The sequence below is a fragment of the Pseudomonas sp. SWRI92 genome (assembly GCF_014268685.1).
GTDB lineage: Bacteria > Pseudomonadota > Gammaproteobacteria > Pseudomonadales > Pseudomonadaceae > Aquipseudomonas > Aquipseudomonas marvdashtae.
Window position 1 is genome coordinate 39513 of sequence record NZ_JABWQY010000021.1, and the last position, 15521, is coordinate 55033.

The following is a 15521-nucleotide window of genomic DNA, read 5'->3' on the forward strand; positions in this document are numbered from 1 at the left end:
GGGGGTGGCAGCGAAGGACGTTTTATCTGCACATAACAAAACCCCCGGCAGGGCCGGGGGTTTGATGGTCACTCGTCGAGGAACGAACGCAAGTGTTCACTTCGCGTCGGGTGGCGCAGTTTGCGCAACGCCTTGGCTTCGATCTGACGAATCCGCTCACGCGTCACGTCGAACTGCTTACCGACTTCCTCAAGGGTGTGGTCGGTATTCATGTCGATGCCGAAGCGCATGCGCAGTACCTTGGCTTCACGTGCTGTGAGGCCGGAGAGTACCTCGCGAGTCGCTTCCTTGAGGCTCTCAACGGTGGCGACATCGATCGGCGATTGCATGGTGGAGTCTTCGATGAAGTCACCCAGATGGGAGTCTTCGTCATCACCAATCGGGGTTTCCATGGAGATCGGCTCTTTGGCGATCTTCAATACCTTGCGGATCTTGTCCTCAGGCATTTCCATGCGTTCGCCCAGCTCTTCCGGGGTCGGTTCGCGACCCATTTCCTGCAACATCTGCCGGGAAATGCGGTTGAGCTTGTTGATCGTCTCGATCATGTGCACCGGGATACGGATGGTGCGGGCCTGGTCGGCGATCGAGCGAGTGATCGCCTGACGGATCCACCAGGTGGCATAGGTCGAGAACTTGTAGCCGCGACGGTATTCGAACTTGTCCACCGCTTTCATCAGGCCGATGTTGCCTTCCTGGATCAGGTCGAGGAATTGCAGGCCGCGGTTGGTGTACTTCTTGGCGATGGAGATCACCAGACGCAGGTTCGCTTCGACCATCTCTTTCTTCGCGCGGCGGGCCTTGGCTTCGCCGATCGACATGCGACGGTTGATGTCCTTGATCTCGGCGATGCTCAGGCCGGTCTCGGCCTCCAGCGCGCTCAACTTCTGCTGGCAACGGATGATGTCCGGCTGCAGGCGAGCAATGGCTTCGGCGTATTTGCTCTTGCCTTTGGCCAGTGCGTCGGTCCAGCTTTCGTCGACTTCATGGCCTGGGAACTGGCGCAGGAAGTCGGCACGCGGCATACGGGCATCACGAACGCAAAGCTGCATGATCGCGCGCTCTTGCTGACGCAAGCGATCCAAGGCACTGCGAACGCGCTCGACCAGGCCTTCGAACTGCTTGGGCACCAGCTTGATCGGCATGAACAGCTCGGCCAACGCCAACAGCTCGGCGATCGCCTGCTTGTTGGAGCGGCCATGCTTTTTCAGCGCCTTGCGGGTGATTTCCATCTGGTCGGACACAGCGCCGAAACGCTGCGCAGCGATGACCGGATCCGGACCGCTTTCGGCTTCTTCTTCGTCGTCGCTGGCTTCGGCGTCGTCGTCATCGGTCTCGTCGTCGGCCTTGACGGCTTTCGGGTCGACCGGTGGCGGAACCTCGGCGGCAGGCGGCGCGATGCCGTCGTCCGGGTCGATATAGCCGCTCAGAACGTCGGACAGGCGCCCACCTTCGGTGGTGACGCGGGTGTACTCGGAGAGAATATGGTCGACCGTGCCAGGGAAGTGCGCGATTGCGCCCATCACTTCACGGATGCCTTCTTCAATACGCTTGGCGATTTCGATTTCGCCTTCACGCGTGAGGAGCTCTACCGTACCCATTTCGCGCATGTACATGCGCACGGGGTCCGTGGTGCGACCAATGTCGGTCTCGACCGCTGCCAACGCTGCGGCCGCTTCTTCAGCGGCCGCCTCGTCGGTATCGGCGTCGGCCAGCATAAGGGCATCCTTATCTGGAGCAACCTCGAATACGTTGATCCCCATGTCATTGATCATGCGGATGATGTCTTCCACCTGTTCCGGATCTGAAATATCTTCCGGCAGGTGGTCGTTGACCTCCGCGTAAGTCAGGTAGCCCTGCTCACGACCCAATAGGATCAACTCTTTGATACGAGACTGCTGTTGCGCTTTTCCGGACATAACACCCTATCCACTGAAGGTCTTGGCGGGCAAAAAACAAGCCGAGGATTATACCTGAGCTGTGACCTCACGCGCCAGTTGAGGTCGGGTTTGATGCGCAAACATTGCGGCTGAGTAAATCACGCAATTGATTTTTCTCTTCGCTGGTCAGCTCGCTTTGCCGAGCCTTGCGCAGAAGTTGTTCCAGGTTTCGCTCGCGTTGGCGGGCGGACAAGCTAGTAATGGTGTCGAAAAACTGTTGTTCAAGGTTCTCTCCGTCTATCAGCCATTCCTTCTCGGCCAGCGCCTTCAACAGGCGCCCCTGCTCGGTGCCATGCCACCGTGCGATCAACTGGAATGAGTTTAGCTTGGGGTTCTTCTGCACAGCTTCAAGGAGTGCGATCAGCAATTGTGTGTTGCTGTGGTCCTCGGCGGCGAAGTGCCCGGCGTCCTCGACTTTTTCAGCCAGTTGCGGGTGGTGGAGCAAAGTGCGCAGGGCGGCCAGTGTTGGTGGTTCGACGGCGGCCGGCACGCGCGGGGCACGTGGCTGGTCGCGATCGCCCCGCTTGCCGTTCTTGTCCCAGGGTTTCTTGTCCCATTTCTTGCCGCCGCTGCCGGGTTTCTTGGGTGTCCATTCCTGTGCAGGTGCGTAGTCCTGCTGAGGTTGATGATAGTCGGCGAAGTCTGGCATCGCGTCGTAATCGACGCCCGGATCGTAGGCAGGCGGCGCCTCTTGGGGGGCGTTGTGGACCAGCTGATTCATCGCTTCGCTGTTGAGACCGGTGATTTCGGTCAGCCGCTGACGCATCAGCGTTCGAAGATTGGCGCCGGGGACTTTGTCGATCAGCGGCGTCGCCAGGGTGGCCATGTGGGCCTTGCCTTCTAGCGAGCGTGGGTCGGCTTCCTCGGTCAACTGCTGGAAAAAGTAATCGGCCAGCGGTTGCGCATGTTGGTTGATTCGCGCCCGGAACGCATCGGTGCCTTCGGAACGCACCAGGGTGTCCGGGTCTTCGCCCTCGGGCAGGAACAAGAAGCGCGCGCGTCGTCCGTCCTGCAGGCAAGGTAGCGTCGCTTCCAGTGCGCGCCAGGCGGCATTGCGGCCGGCCTGGTCGCCGTCGAAGCAGAACAGCACGCTGGGCACGACCCGAAACAGGCGCTTCATGTGCTCTTCGCTGGTAGCCGTGCCGAGGGTCGCCACAGCGTTGCGCAAGCCTTGCTGCGCCAGGGCGATGACGTCCATGTAGCCCTCGACGACGATGATCTCGTCGAGGTTGCGGTTGTTCTTGCGAGCCTCATAGAGGCCGTAGAGTTCTTGGCCTTTATGAAAAACCGGGGTTTCCGGGGAGTTCAGGTACTTGGGCTTGTCGTCGCCCAGCACCCGGCCACCAAAGGCGATGATTCGTCCACGTGAATCGCGGATCGGGAACATCACTCGGTCACGGAAGCGGTCGTAGCGCTTGCCGGTCTCGGCGTTTTCAATCAGCAGGCCGGCGTCGATCATGGCGCGCTGTTGCAAGGTGTCGCTGCTTAAATGCTTGTAGAGATTGTCCCAGCCGGGCGGGGCGAAGCCGAGGCCGAAGTCCCGGGCGATCTCGCCGGTCAGGCCGCGGCCCTTGAGGTAATCCACTGCTGCCTTGCGGGCCGGATGGCTCTTGAGTGCCTGACGGTAAAAATCGGCTGCTGCCGTCAGCAGCGGGTAGAGCGGTGAATCGGTGGGTTGGCGCGGCTTGTGCTGTCGACCGCTTTCCTCGCGGGGAATCTCCATGCCGGCGGCTTTGGCCAGTTCTTCGACGGCCTGGGGAAAGTCCAGGTTGTCGTGGTCCATGATGAAGCCGAGGGCGTTGCCGCCAGCGCCGCAGCCAAAGCAGTAATAGAACTGTTTGTCCGGGCTGACGCTGAAGGACGGGGTTTTTTCTTTGTGAAACGGGCAGCAGGCTGTGTAGTTCTTGCCTGCTTTCTTCATTTGCACGCGAGAACTGACCACGTCGACGATGTCGGTGCGGTTCAGGAGGTCGTCAATAAAGCTCTGGGGAATTAGCCCGGCCATGGCGTTCTCATCATCACTGCGCGAAATAGGGTCCGAAATCAGCAGGGCGTCATCGGTTCCTGGGTCTGAGGCACGGTAAAGTGTTGGCTCGACCGGGTCGTCTGCATCATTGCTGTCGGGAAGTGTATCTGCCGATTATCCACTGACGTTAATGGCTATCAGTATTCGACCATGTGAATGTGTTGCGCTGAGTCCGGTAACGGCCGGTCTGGCCTCGGATAGCTCATCAAGCGGGCACGCAAGCAGGTGCCTTGGGCTGATCGTCGTTAGAGGAATCAGGGTGTGCTCGTCAGTAGCCTTGGAAGGCTCGTCAGAAAAGACGTGCACCGCTGGCAAAAGAGCCAGGTCTGACGCGGTGAAGCGGGTTGTCTAGGTCGCGTCTGCGGCTTTGACGATAAAGCATCAAGCGGTTTGCGCAAATGCCATAAGCCCGGCTTGAGGGCCGGGCTAGGCAGAAGCTTGCTACGGACGTCTGTGTATTAGTACAGACGTACGGCGCGGCGCTGCTCGCGCTGAACTTTCTTGGCGTGACGCTTAACAGCGGCTGCTGCTTTGCGCTTACGCTCAGAAGTCGGCTTCTCGTAGAATTCGCGGCTACGAACTTCAGCCAGAACACCGGCTTTTTCGCAGGAGCGCTTGAAACGACGCAGAGCTACGTCGAAGGGTTCGTTCTCTTTTACTTTGACGGCTGGCATCCAGAGCTACCTTCATTCATTACCGGGGTCAACATCCTCGCGGCAAAAGAGCACTTGAAGACGTCGGTTTTTAAGGGTTGCGGATGTTAACCCCTCATCGCTCGGAATGCAAAGCCTCTGATCGAAAACCGCTGGTCGGGGCACAACGCGGCGACTATTATGCGCGCCTTCGAATTCAGCCTCTACAAGGCGCAAACCCATGCTAGTACTGGGATTAGAAACTTCCTGCGACGAAACCGGCGTCGCACTGTACGACAGTGAGCGCGGCCTGCTGGCCGATGCGCTGTTCAGCCAGATCGACTTGCATCGAGCCTACGGTGGCGTGGTGCCTGAGCTTGCCTCCCGCGACCACGTCAAGCGCATGCTGCCCTTGATCCGCCAGGTCTTGGCCGAGGCGGACTGCGTGCCGACGGAGATCGACGCCATCGCCTATACCGCCGGCCCCGGCCTGGTCGGTGCGCTGCTGGTTGGCGCGTCCTGCGCCCAGGCGCTGGCGTTTGCCTGGGGCATTCCGGCGCTGGGTGTACATCACATGGAAGGTCATTTGCTGGCGCCGATGCTGGAGCCTCAACCGCCGGAGTTTCCGTTCGTCGCTTTGTTGGTATCAGGCGGTCATACGCAGCTGGTCCGCGTGGATGGAATTGGCCAATACGCGCTCATGGGCGAATCGCTCGACGATGCCGCCGGTGAAGCTTTCGACAAGACTGCGAAGATGATGGGCCTCAATTATCCTGGTGGACCGGAGATCGCACGGCTGGCAACCCAAGGGCTAGAAGGACGTTTCGTATTTCCCCGTCCGATGTGTGATCGACCTGGCCTGGACCTCAGCTTCAGCGGCCTGAAAACCTTTGCGCTCAATACATGGCAGCAGTGCGTCAACGCCGGGGACGACAGTCAACAAGCCCGTTGCGACATCTCCCTGGCGTTCCAGCAGGCCGTGGTAGAGACTTTGACCATCAAGTGCAAGCGCGCCTTGAAACAGGCCGGGCTGAAGCGCCTGGTGATTGCCGGCGGCGTCAGTGCGAACAAGGCTTTGCGGATATCCCTGGAAAAAATGCTCGGTGACATGAAGGGCGACGTTTACTACGCCCGGCCGGAGTTCTGCACGGATAACGGCGCGATGATCGCCTTTGCCGGTTGCCAGCGGCTGCAGGCGGGCCAACATGAAAGCTTGGCGATCAGTGTGCAGGCACGTTGGCCCATGGAGCAGTTGTCACCGCTGTGAGGCACCGTTTAGAAATGCCGTTCGCGCCCGGCGAACAGGTCGCGTAGATTGCTCCGGTGACGCCAGACGATCAGCGCAACCAGCGCCGTCATCGGCAGCAAGGCCGCCGGTTCCTGCCAAGCCAGCAGCGGCAGGGTCAACGGCGTTGCGATCAGCGCGGCCAGGGAGCTGGTACGGGTCAGATAGAAGGTCAGCAGCCAGGTGAGAACGGCAAGCAGTGCGGCGGGGGGATACAGGCCCAGCAGCATGCCGGCAGCGGTGGCGACACCCTTGCCGCCGCGAAAGCGAAAGTACAGTGGAAACAGATGGCCAATGACCGCGCAGACGCCGACCCAAGCCTGCTGCTGCAACGAGAGTCCTGCAAGACTGGCGACCAGTACCGGGAACAAGCCTTTGCAGAGATCGCCCAGCAGGGTCAGGACGGCGAGTTTACGTCCGGCCAGGCGCAGCATGTTGGTGGCGCCGGCATTGCCTGAGCCACTCATTCGCGGATCCGGACGACCGGTCAGGCGGCTGAGCAAAATGGCGAAGGACAGTGAGCCGAGCAGGTAGGCGAGGATCGCCAGTAACCAAAACATGCTAACCATTCCGGGCGAGGACGCCCTGATTCTAACGGGGCAATGCGCCCTTGTCGTGCTGCGGAGAAAAGTGCTTGGACAGAGTGTTTATCGAAGGCCTGGAAGTCGACACCGTTATCGGTGCCTACGACTGGGAGCGAGGCATCCGACAGTGTTTGCGGCTTGACCTGAGCTTCGCCTGGGACAACCGCCCGGCTGCCGCAGGCGACGACCTGACCCTGGCGCTCGACTATGCCAGCGTGTCCTCGCGCATCCAGGCGTTTGCCGAGCAAGCGCAGTTCCAATTGGTCGAGACTTTTGCCGAACGACTGGCCCAGGCGCTCATGGAAGAGTTCAAGATCACCTGGCTGCGCCTGAAAGTGACCAAGCCAGGCGCCGTACCGGCCGCCAGCGGCGTTGGCGTGGAGATCGAGCGCGGATGTCGCTGACACAGGTTTTTCTCGGGCTCGGCAGCAACATCGAGCGCGAAACCCATTTGTGCGCGGGACTTGAAGCGCTGGCCGGTTTTCTGGTGGATATGCGCTGTTCGGCTGTATTCGAGAGCCAGCCCGTGGGTATCAAGAGCGGGCCGTTCTTTAATTTTGTCGTCTCGGCCTTCACGGATCTGCCGCTGATGGAGCTGGACCGTCGTCTCAAGTTCATCGAGGCCGACAATGGTCGCTACGCGCCGGACCGCAAGGGCCTGCCGCTGGATATCGACGTGTTGCTGTACGGTGAACAGGTTGGCAACTTCGATGGGCTGATTCTGCCTCGCGCCGAAATTCTCAAGAACGCTTTTGTCCTATGGCCTTTGTCGTTGATCGCACCGGATCGGATTCATCCTGGCGTAGGGAAAAGCTTTGCCACCCTGTGGGATGAATCGCAGATTGACCAAGTGCTTGCACCGGTGGCTTTCGAATGGCGAGGCCAACAGCTTACGCCAGGGCATCTGCTGTGAGGCGCCGGCTGTCATCGCGAGCGAGCTGACCCGAAAACCCCGTCAGCTCGCTGCTTCCTTGTAGACCTTCAACGCCCTCAGGCGCTCCCGCTTGATCGCCTCGCCCAACTGCGGCCCCTTGAAGCCTTTCTCCAGCAGTGGCTGCACTGCCACGCCTCGAGCCGCCGATGCTGCACCTCGCAAATAATCCGCTTGTGGGTAACTTCGATCCTCCAAGCCTTTGCGCCCACGAGCATCCATCTCGCAAGCCGCAATGAACTCCTCGAAGCGCTGAGGCCGGCGGTACACATCAAAACTTTGCAGCAGCTCAAGCAGCGTAGACGCCTTCAGCTCTAGCGCGCGATGGCCATGGGTGTGATATTGGCCCACCAGCAATGCCAGTTCCTGACAGTCGCGAGGCGCCTTGAAGCGCTCGTTGACGGCTTTGATCAACTTCAGGCCCTTGTGCTCATGAGCAATGTGGCGTGGCCATTCATGCTCCGGAGTCAAGCCTTTGCCCAGGTCGTGCAGCAGGCAAGCCCAGCGCACCGTCAGCGGCTGTTGATGCAAGGCTGATTGTTCCAGCACGCTCAGCGTGTGAGCGCCGGTATCGATTTCCGGATGGTGAGCTTCGGGTTGTGGCACGCCGAACAGTGCGTCGACCTCGGGCATCAAGATGCTGAGAGCGTTGCAGTCGCGCAAGACCTGAATGAACACTTGTGGTTGATTTTCCATCAGCGCGCGGGAAATTTCTTTCCAGCTACGTTCTGCTGTCAACGCCTCCAGTTCGCCGGAATCACTGAGCTGACGCATCAGTTCAAGTGTCTCGTCCGCTACCTTGAAACCCAGCGGGGCATAACGCGCAGCGAAGCGGGCAACGCGCAACACTCGGAGGGGATCCTCTGCGAACGCGGGGGAAACGTGGCGCAGTAGGCGTGCTTCGAGGTCGCGTTGGCCGTGGTAGGGATCGGTGAGATTGCCCTGATCGTCTTCGGCCATCGCGTTGATCGTCAGGTCCCTGCGGATCAGGTCTTCTTCAAGCGTCACTTCGGGGCTGGCATGGAACACGAAGCCACCGTAACCCCTGCCGCTCTTGCGCTCCGTGCGGGCGAGGGCATATTCGTCGCCAGTCTTCGGGTCGAGGAATACCGGGAAATCAGCCCCTACAGGGCGAAACCCCCTGGCAAGCATTTCCTCGGCGGTGGCGCCCACCACGACCCGGTCGATATCGGTGACGGGAATGCCCAGCAGGCGATCGCGAACAGCGCCGCCGACTTTGTAGATCTGCATAAAAAACCTCCATTGAGCCGACAGGATAAACCTTTACGTCGGCCGTTCGGAGGCGAAAGCGCAGTTCAAAGATGAATAACGGCCAAGTCCAGGCGCCCATAGTCTCCTTCGGCTTGTTCGTTTCGTGGGGGGACATGGTGGGTTTTCATCACTTGATCGCCCTGCAAGGTTTCCAGATGAATGTCGAATCCCCAAAGACGATGCAGGTGCTTGAGTACCTCGTCAGTCGATTCACCCAAGGGTTTACGGTCGTGCTGCTGATGACGCAGCGTGAGGGACCGATCCCCGCGACGGTCGATGCTATAGATCTGCACGTTGGGCTCGCGGTTGCCCAGGTTGTATTGCGCCGCCAAGGTCTCTCGGATGGTGCGATAACCGCCCTCATCATGGATGGCGGGCACCAGCAGGTCGTCCTTCTGGTCATCGTCCAGGATGCTGAACAGCTTGAGGTCCCGGATTACCTTGGGTGAAAGATACTGCAGGATGAAACTCTCGTCCTTGAAGCTGCTCATGGCGAACTTGATGGTAGACAACCAATCCGAGCCGGCGATTTCCGGGAACCAGTGGCGATCCTCGTCGGTTGGGTTTTCGCACATGCGTCGGATATCGCGGTACATGGCAAAGCCCAGCGCGTAAGGATTGATACCGCTGTAATACGGACTGTCAAAGCCTGGCTGGAACACTACGCTGGTATGGGACGTGAGGAACTCCATCATGAAACCATCAGTGACCAGGCCCTCGTCGTAGAGGTCGTTCATCAATGTGTAGTGCCAGAACGTCGCCCATCCCTCGTTCATGACCTGGGTTTGGCGTTGCGGATAGAAATACTGGGCGATCTTGCGCACGATTCGCACGATTTCCCGCTGCCAGGGCTCCAGCAGCGGCGCGTGTTTTTCAATGAAATACAGGATGTTTTCCTGGGGCTCGGCCGGGAAGCGTGCGTTGTCTTTCTCGCTGTACTTGTCGGCGCCTTTGGGAATGGTCCGCCACAGATCATTGATCTGCTTTTGCAGATGCTCCTCGCGGTCCTTCTGGCGGCGGCGTTCTTCCTCGGCGGAAATCGGATATGGCCGCTTGTAGCGGTCCACCCCGTAATTCATCAGGGCATGGCAGGAATCCAGCAGGTCTTCCACCGCATCGATCCCGTGGCGCTCTTCGCATTGCATGATGTACTGCTTGGCGAACACCAGGTAATCGATGATCGAGCTGGCATCGGTCCAGGTGCGGAACAGGTAGTTGCCCTTGAAGAAGCTGTTGTGGCCATAGCACGCGTGAGCCACTACCAGCGCCTGCATGCAGATGGTGTTTTCCTCCATCAGGTACGCGATGCAAGGGTCGGAATTGATCACGATTTCGTAGGCCAGCCCCATCTGGCCGCGACTGTAGGATTTCTCCGTGCTGAGAAAATGTTTGCCGTAGGACCAGTGGTGGTAACCCAGCGGCATCCCGACGGATGCATAGGCGTCCATCATTTGCTCGGCGGTGATCACTTCGATCTGGTTTGGGTAGGTGTCCAATGCATAGCGGTCCGCGATACGGCTGATTTCGCGGTCGTAGGCCTGGATCAGCTCGAATGTCCACTCGGAGCCGGTGGAAATAGGCTGGCGCTTCTGCTCTTTTTTGGCGGTCATGTCACTAACCTGCGCTGGAAGAGTTCACGGAAGACCGGGTAGATATCCCCGGCCGAGACCAGTTGCTGCTGGGCAAACGTATCGGAAAAAGCTTCGGCGATGCGTTCGTATTCGTACCAAAGGGCCTGATGTTCGCGTGGGGTAATTTCCACGTAGGTGTAGTACTGGACGAACGGCATGATCTGGTTGATGAGAATGTCCCGGCAGATGGGCGAGTCATCGTTCCAGTTGTCACCGTCGGACGCCTGGGCCGCGTAGATGTTCCACTCGTTGGCCGGGTAGCGTTCAGCCATGATTTCCTGCATCAGCTTCAAGGCGCTGGAAACGATGGTGCCGCCGGTTTCCCTGGAATAGAAAAATTCTTCTTCGTCGACTTCCCGGGCGCTGGTGTGATGGCGGATGAACACCACGTCGATCTTGTCGTAGTTCCGTTTCAGGAACAGGTACAACAAGATGAAGAACCGCTTGGCGATGTCCTTGGTGGCCTGGGTCATGGAACCGGACACGTCCATCAGGCAGAACATTACCGCCTTGGAGCTGGGATTCGGTTGCTTTACCAGCAGGTTGTATTTGAGGTCGAAGGTATCGAGGAACGGTACGCGATGGATGCGGGCGCTGAGTTTCTCGATTTCCGCTTCCAGGTTCTGAATGTCGCCGAAGTTGTCAGGTTCTTCTCTTTTAAGGCGAGCCAATTCTTCCTTGGCCTCGCGCAGTTTTGCCCGGCTGCTGCCCGACAGCGCGATGCGTCGGGCATGGGCCGAGCGAAGGGTGCGGATTATATTGATACGCGATGGATTGCCTTCGTTGCTGATACCGGCACGCACCGTCTTGAAGGTGTCGGTGCCGGTCAGGTTGCGCTTGACCAGGTTCGGCAGTTCCAGGTCCTCGAACATGAACTCTAGGAATTCCTCCTGGGTGATCTGGAACACGAACTCGTCCATGCCTTCGCCAGAGTTGCCGGCCTTGCCGGGCCCCTTGCCACCGCCTCCACCGGGTGGCCGAGGGATGTGCTCGCCACTGGTGAATTCCTTGTTTCCAGGATGCACGACAGTCTGCTTGCCACCGCGACCATGGTGAAGCACCGGCTCGTCGATGTCGCGACCGGGAATGCTGATTTGTTCGCCGTGTTCCATGTCCGTGATGGAGCGCCGGCTGACCGCCTCTTCGACGGCTTTCTTGATGTGGTCACGGTAGCGCCGCAGAAACCGCTGGCGGTTTACCGTGCTCTTGTTCTTGCCATTCAGGCGTCGGTCGATCACATAGCTCATAGGCCCCTCCGGGGGAGCTTCAAGTCGTAAGCTCCAAGCTGCAAGCGAAGCACCGTCGAGCCCACGGCTCAGGCGCTGTTCCCTTGCAGCTTGTGGCGAGAAGCTTGCCGCTGCTTATTGCGATTTGCGGACCCGCAGGTACCACTCGGAGAGCAGCCGTACCTGTTTGTCGGTGTAGCCACGTTCGACCATGCGTGTAACGAAGTCGTTGTGTTTTTGCTGGTCCTCCTTGCTGGCCTTGGCATTGAAACTGATTACAGGCAGCAGGTCTTCGGTGTTGGAGAACATTTTCTTCTCGATGACCACCCGCAATTTCTCGTAGCTGAGCCACGTCGGGTTCTTGCCGTTGTTGTTGGCCCGGGCACGCAGCACGAAGTTGACGATCTCGTTGCGGAAATCTTTCGGATTGCTGATGCCGGCCGGTTTCTCGATTTTTTCCAGCTCCTCGTTGAGGGCCACGCGGTTGAGGATCTCGCCGGTTTCCGGATCGCGGTATTCCTGGTCCTGGATCCAGAAGTCCGCGTACAGCACATAACGGTCGAAAATGTTCTGACCGTATTCGCTGTAGGACTCCAGGTAGGCAGTCTGGATTTCCTTGCCGATGAACTCGATGTAGCGGGGCGCCAGGTACTCCTTGAGGAAACGCAGGTAGCGCTCGCGGGTTTCCGCCTGGAACTGTTCCTGCTCGATCTGCTGTTCGAGCACGTACAACAGGTGGACCGGGTTGGCGGCGATTTCATGGGGATCGAAGTTGAAGACCTTGGACAGGATCTTGAACGCAAAACGCGTCGACAGGCCATTCATCCCTTCGTCCACCCCGGCGTTGTCGCGGTACTCCTGGATCGACTTGGCCTTTGGATCGGTGTCCTTGAGGTTCTCGCCGTCGTACACCCGCATTTTCGAATAGATGTTGGAGTTTTCCGGCTCCTTGAGGCGCGACAATACGGTGAACTGGGCAAGCATTTTCAGCGTGTCGGGCGCGCAATGGGCCTTGGACAGCGAGCTGTTGAACAGCAGCTTGTCGTAGATCTTCACCTCATCGGAAACCCGCAGGCAGTACGGCACCTTGACGATGTAGATCCGATCGATGAAGGCCTCGTTGTTCTTGTTGTTGCGGAAGGTGTGCCATTCCGACTCGTTGGAGTGAGCCAGCAGGATGCCGGTGAACGGGATAGCCCCCAGGCCCTCGGTACTGTTGTAGTTGCCTTCCTGTGTGGCGGTGAGCAGTGGGTGCAGCACCTTGATAGGCGCCTTGAACATTTCGACGAATTCCATCAGGCCCTGGTTGGCCCTGCACAGCGCGCCGGAATAGCTATAGGCGTCGGCGTCGTTCTGCGGGAATTCCTCGAGCTTGCGAATATCGACTTTACCCACCAGGGCCGAAATGTCCTGGTTGTTTTCATCCCCGGGTTCGGTCTTGGCCACCGCGATCTGATTGAGGATCGACGGATAGAGCTTGACCACGCGGAACTGGCTGATGTCACCGCCGAATTCGGCCAGGCGCTTGGTGGCCCATGGCGACATGATGGTATTGAGGTAGCGGCGAGGAATGCCGAAGTCTTCTTCGAGAATCTCGCCGTCCTCGGTGGCGTTGAACAGCCCCAGTGGGGATTCAAAGACTGGCGAGCCCTTGATGGCGTAGAAGGGCACCTTCTCGATCAGTTGCTTGAGTTTTTCGGCCAGGGACGATTTGCCGCCGCCCACGGGGCCGAGCAGGTAGAGGATTTGTTTCTTCTCCTCCAGGCCTTGGGCGGCATGGCGGAAATAGGACACGATCTGTTCGATGCATTCTTCCATCCCGTGGAAGTCAGCAAAGGCCGGGTAGCGGCGGATCACTTTGTTGGAAAAGATCCGCGAGAGCCTCGAGTTGGCCGAGGTATCCAGCAGTTCCGGTTCTCCGATGGCCAGCAACAAACGCTCCGCGGCCGATGCGTAGGCACTGCGGTCCTGCTTGCAGAGTTCGAGGTATTCCTGCAGCGAGCACTCCTCCTGCCGCGTGGACTCGAAACGTTGCTGGAAGTGGCTAAAAATACTCATGACGTCACCTCGCTCGATACGTGGAGCCGGTGTCGGATCAATCAGTCGATGCTGGACAGCCGCTGGGAACCCAGCTGCCGTTTACCCCCCAGAATGCTTTCAAGAATGTACGCTCCTGAAAGCTGACTCCCGATGACCCGCGCGCCGGTGTACCGGCTCTCCCCTGTTTTGGATGGCCTGAGGCTAAGGATAGTTCGGAATCGGAGAGGTAAAGGTTGAATACGTAATTAGTTGTGGCAGACCGTTCGTCTGCCATCGCCCAAGCCCACGGTTCATGCGGGCTTGGCCGGCATAAAAAATTATTCGTCGGTGCCTTGCGCTGTTTCGCCAGGATAAGTCGCGCGCCACAGCTCAAAACCGCCGTCCAGGCTGTAGACATCGCTGAAGCCCTGGCTGACCAGGTAACCCGCTGCGCTCTGGCTGGAGTTGCCGTGGTAGCAGACTACAACGGTAGGGGCATCCAGGTCGGCGGCACGGATGAAATCGGCGATGGAATGGTTGTCCAGGTGTTTCGACCCCGGGATATGGTTTGCGGCATAGGTCTGTGGGTCGCGTACGTCGACGACGATTGCGCCTTGCTCACGCAGGGCTTGGGCCTGCTCGGGAGGAATGCGTTTGAATTCGGTCATGAAAAAACTCCTGTGGCCTGAAGCGCGGCGCCGATCAAACGGCGGTGCCGGCCGGCAATGATGCAATGGTCGGTTGTTGAGGTTTGGCGTGGCCGTCTTCGGCGCAATCGCAGCGCAGCAACTCGCCGCTGTCGACATTCATCAGCGTCATCGCGCTGCCCCAGACGCAGCCGGTATCGAGGGCGAAGACGCCAGGCTCGTCGCTTTGACCCTCAAGCGCAGCCCAATGTCCAAAGATAATCTTCAGGTTCCGGGTCTTGCGTTCCTTGTGCTTGAACCACGGCGCGTAGCCGGGCGGGGCGGTTTCGATGCCTTCCTTGCCCTTGAGATCAAGCTTTCCGTCGCGGGTGCAGAAGCGCATGCGGGTGAAGTAATTGGTGATGACACGAAGGCGCGCCGCGCCGGTAAGATCATTGTCCCACTTGACTGGCTCATTGCCGTACATGCCGTCCAGATATGGGCCGAACAGGTTGTCGTCACGCAACGCCTGCTCGACCTCGCTGGCGCATTTCAATGCCTTGCGCAGTGACCACTGGGGCGGGATGCCGGCATGGACCAGCGCCAGATTGCGCGCCTCGTCATAGTGCATGAGCTTTTGCTGGCGCAACCATTCGAGCAACTCGATGCAGTCCGGGGCATCGAGGATTTCGCTCAATGTGTCGGACTTTTTCAAGCGCTCGATATTCCGCCAGACGGCCAGCAGGTGCAGGTCATGATTGCCCAGCACGCACACCAGCGACTGACGGATGCCATAGAGGAAACGAAGGGTTTCGAGCGACTGCGGGCCCCGATTGACCAAGTCGCCCACCAGCCAGAGCGTGTCTTTTTGGGGATCGAACGCGACCCGTTCGAGCAAGCACTTGAGCGGGTCGAGGCAGCCTTGCAGGTCACCGACCGCATACGTCGCCATCAGTGCAAGGCTCCGGGCACCGCCAGGCGAAAGGGCTTGATGATGGCATCGAAGCGTTTACCGTCTTCGGCCAGCATCTGGTAGGTGCCCTGCATCGTACCGACCTGGGTAGTCATCACGGTGCCGCTGCTGTAGCTGTGGCTCTGGCCCGCGTCGATCAGCGGCTGCTGGCCAACCACGCCGTCGCCACGGACCTCCTCGACATGGCCGTCGCCGTCGGTAATGACCCAATGGCGCGAGAGCAATCTGGCCGGTAACGAGCCGTTGTTGCACACGGTGATGGTGTAGGCGAAGGCGAAACGGTTGTGCTCGGGTTGCGACTGTTCTGCCAGAAAGCGGGTGGCGACGCTGACGTCGACCTTATAACGAGGATCGGACATGCAAAAAGGCCTTAGAAGCG

General features: G+C 59.1%; 14 protein-coding genes. 3 read left to right on the forward strand and 11 right to left on the reverse strand.

The genetic code is table 11. The annotated features are described in order from the left end of the window. Positions 1-68: 68 nt before the first annotated feature. From rpoD to rpsU, 3 genes are all read right to left on the reverse strand, one after another. Positions 69-1916, reverse strand: coding sequence for an RNA polymerase sigma factor RpoD (rpoD, locus tag HU762_RS24060; RefSeq protein WP_186641151.1), 1848 nt, complete (start codon positions 1914-1916; stop codon positions 69-71). A 67-nt stretch (positions 1917-1983) separates the two neighbouring features. After that, positions 1984-3942: a DNA primase gene (gene dnaG / locus HU762_RS24065; protein WP_186641153.1), complete on the reverse strand. Its 1959-nt coding sequence runs from the start codon at positions 3940-3942 to the stop codon at positions 1984-1986. A gap of 479 nt (positions 3943-4421) precedes the next feature. Continuing rightward, positions 4422-4637 (reverse strand): 30S ribosomal protein S21, encoded by a 216-nt coding sequence (gene rpsU / locus HU762_RS24070; RefSeq protein ID WP_002551877.1) that lies wholly within the window; start codon positions 4635-4637, stop codon positions 4422-4424. A 199-nt stretch (positions 4638-4836) separates the two neighbouring features. On the opposite strand from rpsU, the gene tsaD reads away from it, so the two are divergent. Next, positions 4837-5862 (forward strand): tRNA (adenosine(37)-N6)-threonylcarbamoyltransferase complex transferase subunit TsaD, encoded by a 1026-nt coding sequence (tsaD, locus tag HU762_RS24075; protein WP_186641155.1) that lies wholly within the window; start codon positions 4837-4839, stop codon positions 5860-5862. 8 nt (positions 5863-5870) lie between these two features. Here tsaD and plsY read toward each other — a convergent pair whose 3' ends face one another. Continuing rightward, positions 5871-6440 carry a glycerol-3-phosphate 1-O-acyltransferase PlsY gene (plsY, locus tag HU762_RS24080; RefSeq protein WP_186614293.1) on the reverse strand — a complete coding sequence of 190 codons (570 nt, stop codon included), beginning with the start codon at positions 6438-6440 and terminating at the stop codon, positions 5871-5873. A gap of 74 nt (positions 6441-6514) precedes the next feature. Here plsY and folB point away from each other — a divergent pair, with 74 nt between their 5' ends. Both folB and folK read left to right on the forward strand, forming a co-directional pair. Further along, on the forward strand, positions 6515-6868 hold the full coding sequence (gene folB / locus HU762_RS24085; protein WP_186614295.1) for a dihydroneopterin aldolase: 354 nt from the start codon (positions 6515-6517) through the stop codon (positions 6866-6868). Further along, entirely contained in the window at positions 6859-7377 is a 519-nt protein-coding gene (gene folK / locus HU762_RS24090) for a 2-amino-4-hydroxy-6-hydroxymethyldihydropteridine diphosphokinase (protein ID WP_186641157.1), read from the forward strand. The genes folB and folK overlap by 10 nt, the downstream gene beginning before the upstream one ends. 42 nt (positions 7378-7419) lie before the next feature. Here folK and HU762_RS24095 read toward each other — a convergent pair whose 3' ends face one another. From HU762_RS24095 to apaG, 7 genes are all read right to left on the reverse strand, one after another. Continuing rightward, entirely contained in the window at positions 7420-8646 is a 1227-nt protein-coding gene (locus HU762_RS24095) for a multifunctional CCA addition/repair protein (RefSeq protein WP_186641158.1), read from the reverse strand. Positions 8647-8711: 65 nt separating this feature from the next. After that, the gene (locus HU762_RS24100; RefSeq protein WP_186641160.1) at positions 8712-10277 is read right to left on the reverse strand and encodes a SpoVR family protein; all 1566 of its coding nucleotides are present in this window, start codon (positions 10275-10277) and stop codon (positions 8712-8714) included. Next, positions 10274-11545 carry a YeaH/YhbH family protein gene (locus tag HU762_RS24105; RefSeq protein ID WP_186614303.1) on the reverse strand — a complete coding sequence of 424 codons (1272 nt, stop codon included), beginning with the start codon at positions 11543-11545 and terminating at the stop codon, positions 10274-10276. The genes HU762_RS24100 and HU762_RS24105 overlap by 4 nt, the downstream gene beginning before the upstream one ends. 114 nt (positions 11546-11659) lie before the next feature. Then, entirely contained in the window at positions 11660-13582 is a 1923-nt protein-coding gene (locus tag HU762_RS24110) for a PrkA family serine protein kinase (RefSeq protein ID WP_186641162.1), read from the reverse strand. Positions 13583-13881: 299 nt separating this feature from the next. Next, complete coding sequence (gene glpE / locus HU762_RS24115) at positions 13882-14211, reverse strand: thiosulfate sulfurtransferase GlpE (protein ID WP_186641164.1); 330 nt, start codon at positions 14209-14211, stop codon at positions 13882-13884. Positions 14212-14245: 34 nt separating this feature from the next. After that, on the reverse strand, positions 14246-15121 hold the full coding sequence (locus tag HU762_RS24120; RefSeq protein ID WP_186641166.1) for a symmetrical bis(5'-nucleosyl)-tetraphosphatase: 876 nt from the start codon (positions 15119-15121) through the stop codon (positions 14246-14248). After that, a complete protein-coding gene (apaG, locus tag HU762_RS24125) occupies positions 15121-15501 on the reverse strand; it encodes a Co2+/Mg2+ efflux protein ApaG (RefSeq protein WP_186641168.1) in 381 nt (126 codons plus the stop codon). Before apaG ends, HU762_RS24120 begins: the two co-directional genes overlap by 1 nt. Between the last annotated feature and the right edge of the window lie 20 nt (positions 15502-15521).

Excerpts from the sequence above, each read along its gene's own strand:
- glpE (WP_186641164.1), bottom strand. The coding sequence starts at position 14,211 with ATGACCGAATTCAAACGCATTCCTCCCGAGCAGGCCCAAGCCCTGCGT.
- rpoD (WP_186641151.1), bottom strand. The coding sequence starts at position 1,916 with ATGTCCGGAAAAGCGCAACAGCAGTCTCGTATCAAAGAGTTGATCCTA.
- plsY (WP_186614293.1), bottom strand. The coding sequence starts at position 6,440 with ATGTTTTGGTTACTGGCGATCCTCGCCTACCTGCTCGGCTCACTGTCC.
- rpsU (WP_002551877.1), bottom strand. The coding sequence starts at position 4,637 with ATGCCAGCCGTCAAAGTAAAAGAGAACGAACCCTTCGACGTAGCTCTG.
- folK (WP_186641157.1), top strand. The coding sequence starts at position 6,859 with ATGTCGCTGACACAGGTTTTTCTCGGGCTCGGCAGCAACATCGAGCGC.
- HU762_RS24100 (WP_186641160.1), bottom strand. The coding sequence starts at position 10,277 with ATGACCGCCAAAAAAGAGCAGAAGCGCCAGCCTATTTCCACCGGCTCC.
- HU762_RS24120 (WP_186641166.1), bottom strand. The coding sequence starts at position 15,121 with ATGGCGACGTATGCGGTCGGTGACCTGCAAGGCTGCCTCGACCCGCTC.
- HU762_RS24095 (WP_186641158.1), bottom strand. The coding sequence starts at position 8,646 with ATGCAGATCTACAAAGTCGGCGGCGCTGTTCGCGATCGCCTGCTGGGC.
- HU762_RS24110 (WP_186641162.1), bottom strand. The coding sequence starts at position 13,582 with ATGAGTATTTTTAGCCACTTCCAGCAACGTTTCGAGTCCACGCGGCAG.
- dnaG (WP_186641153.1), bottom strand. The coding sequence starts at position 3,942 with ATGGCCGGGCTAATTCCCCAGAGCTTTATTGACGACCTCCTGAACCGC.
- HU762_RS24105 (WP_186614303.1), bottom strand. The coding sequence starts at position 11,545 with ATGAGCTATGTGATCGACCGACGCCTGAATGGCAAGAACAAGAGCACG.
- tsaD (WP_186641155.1), top strand. The coding sequence starts at position 4,837 with ATGCTAGTACTGGGATTAGAAACTTCCTGCGACGAAACCGGCGTCGCA.
- apaG (WP_186641168.1), bottom strand. The coding sequence starts at position 15,501 with ATGTCCGATCCTCGTTATAAGGTCGACGTCAGCGTCGCCACCCGCTTT.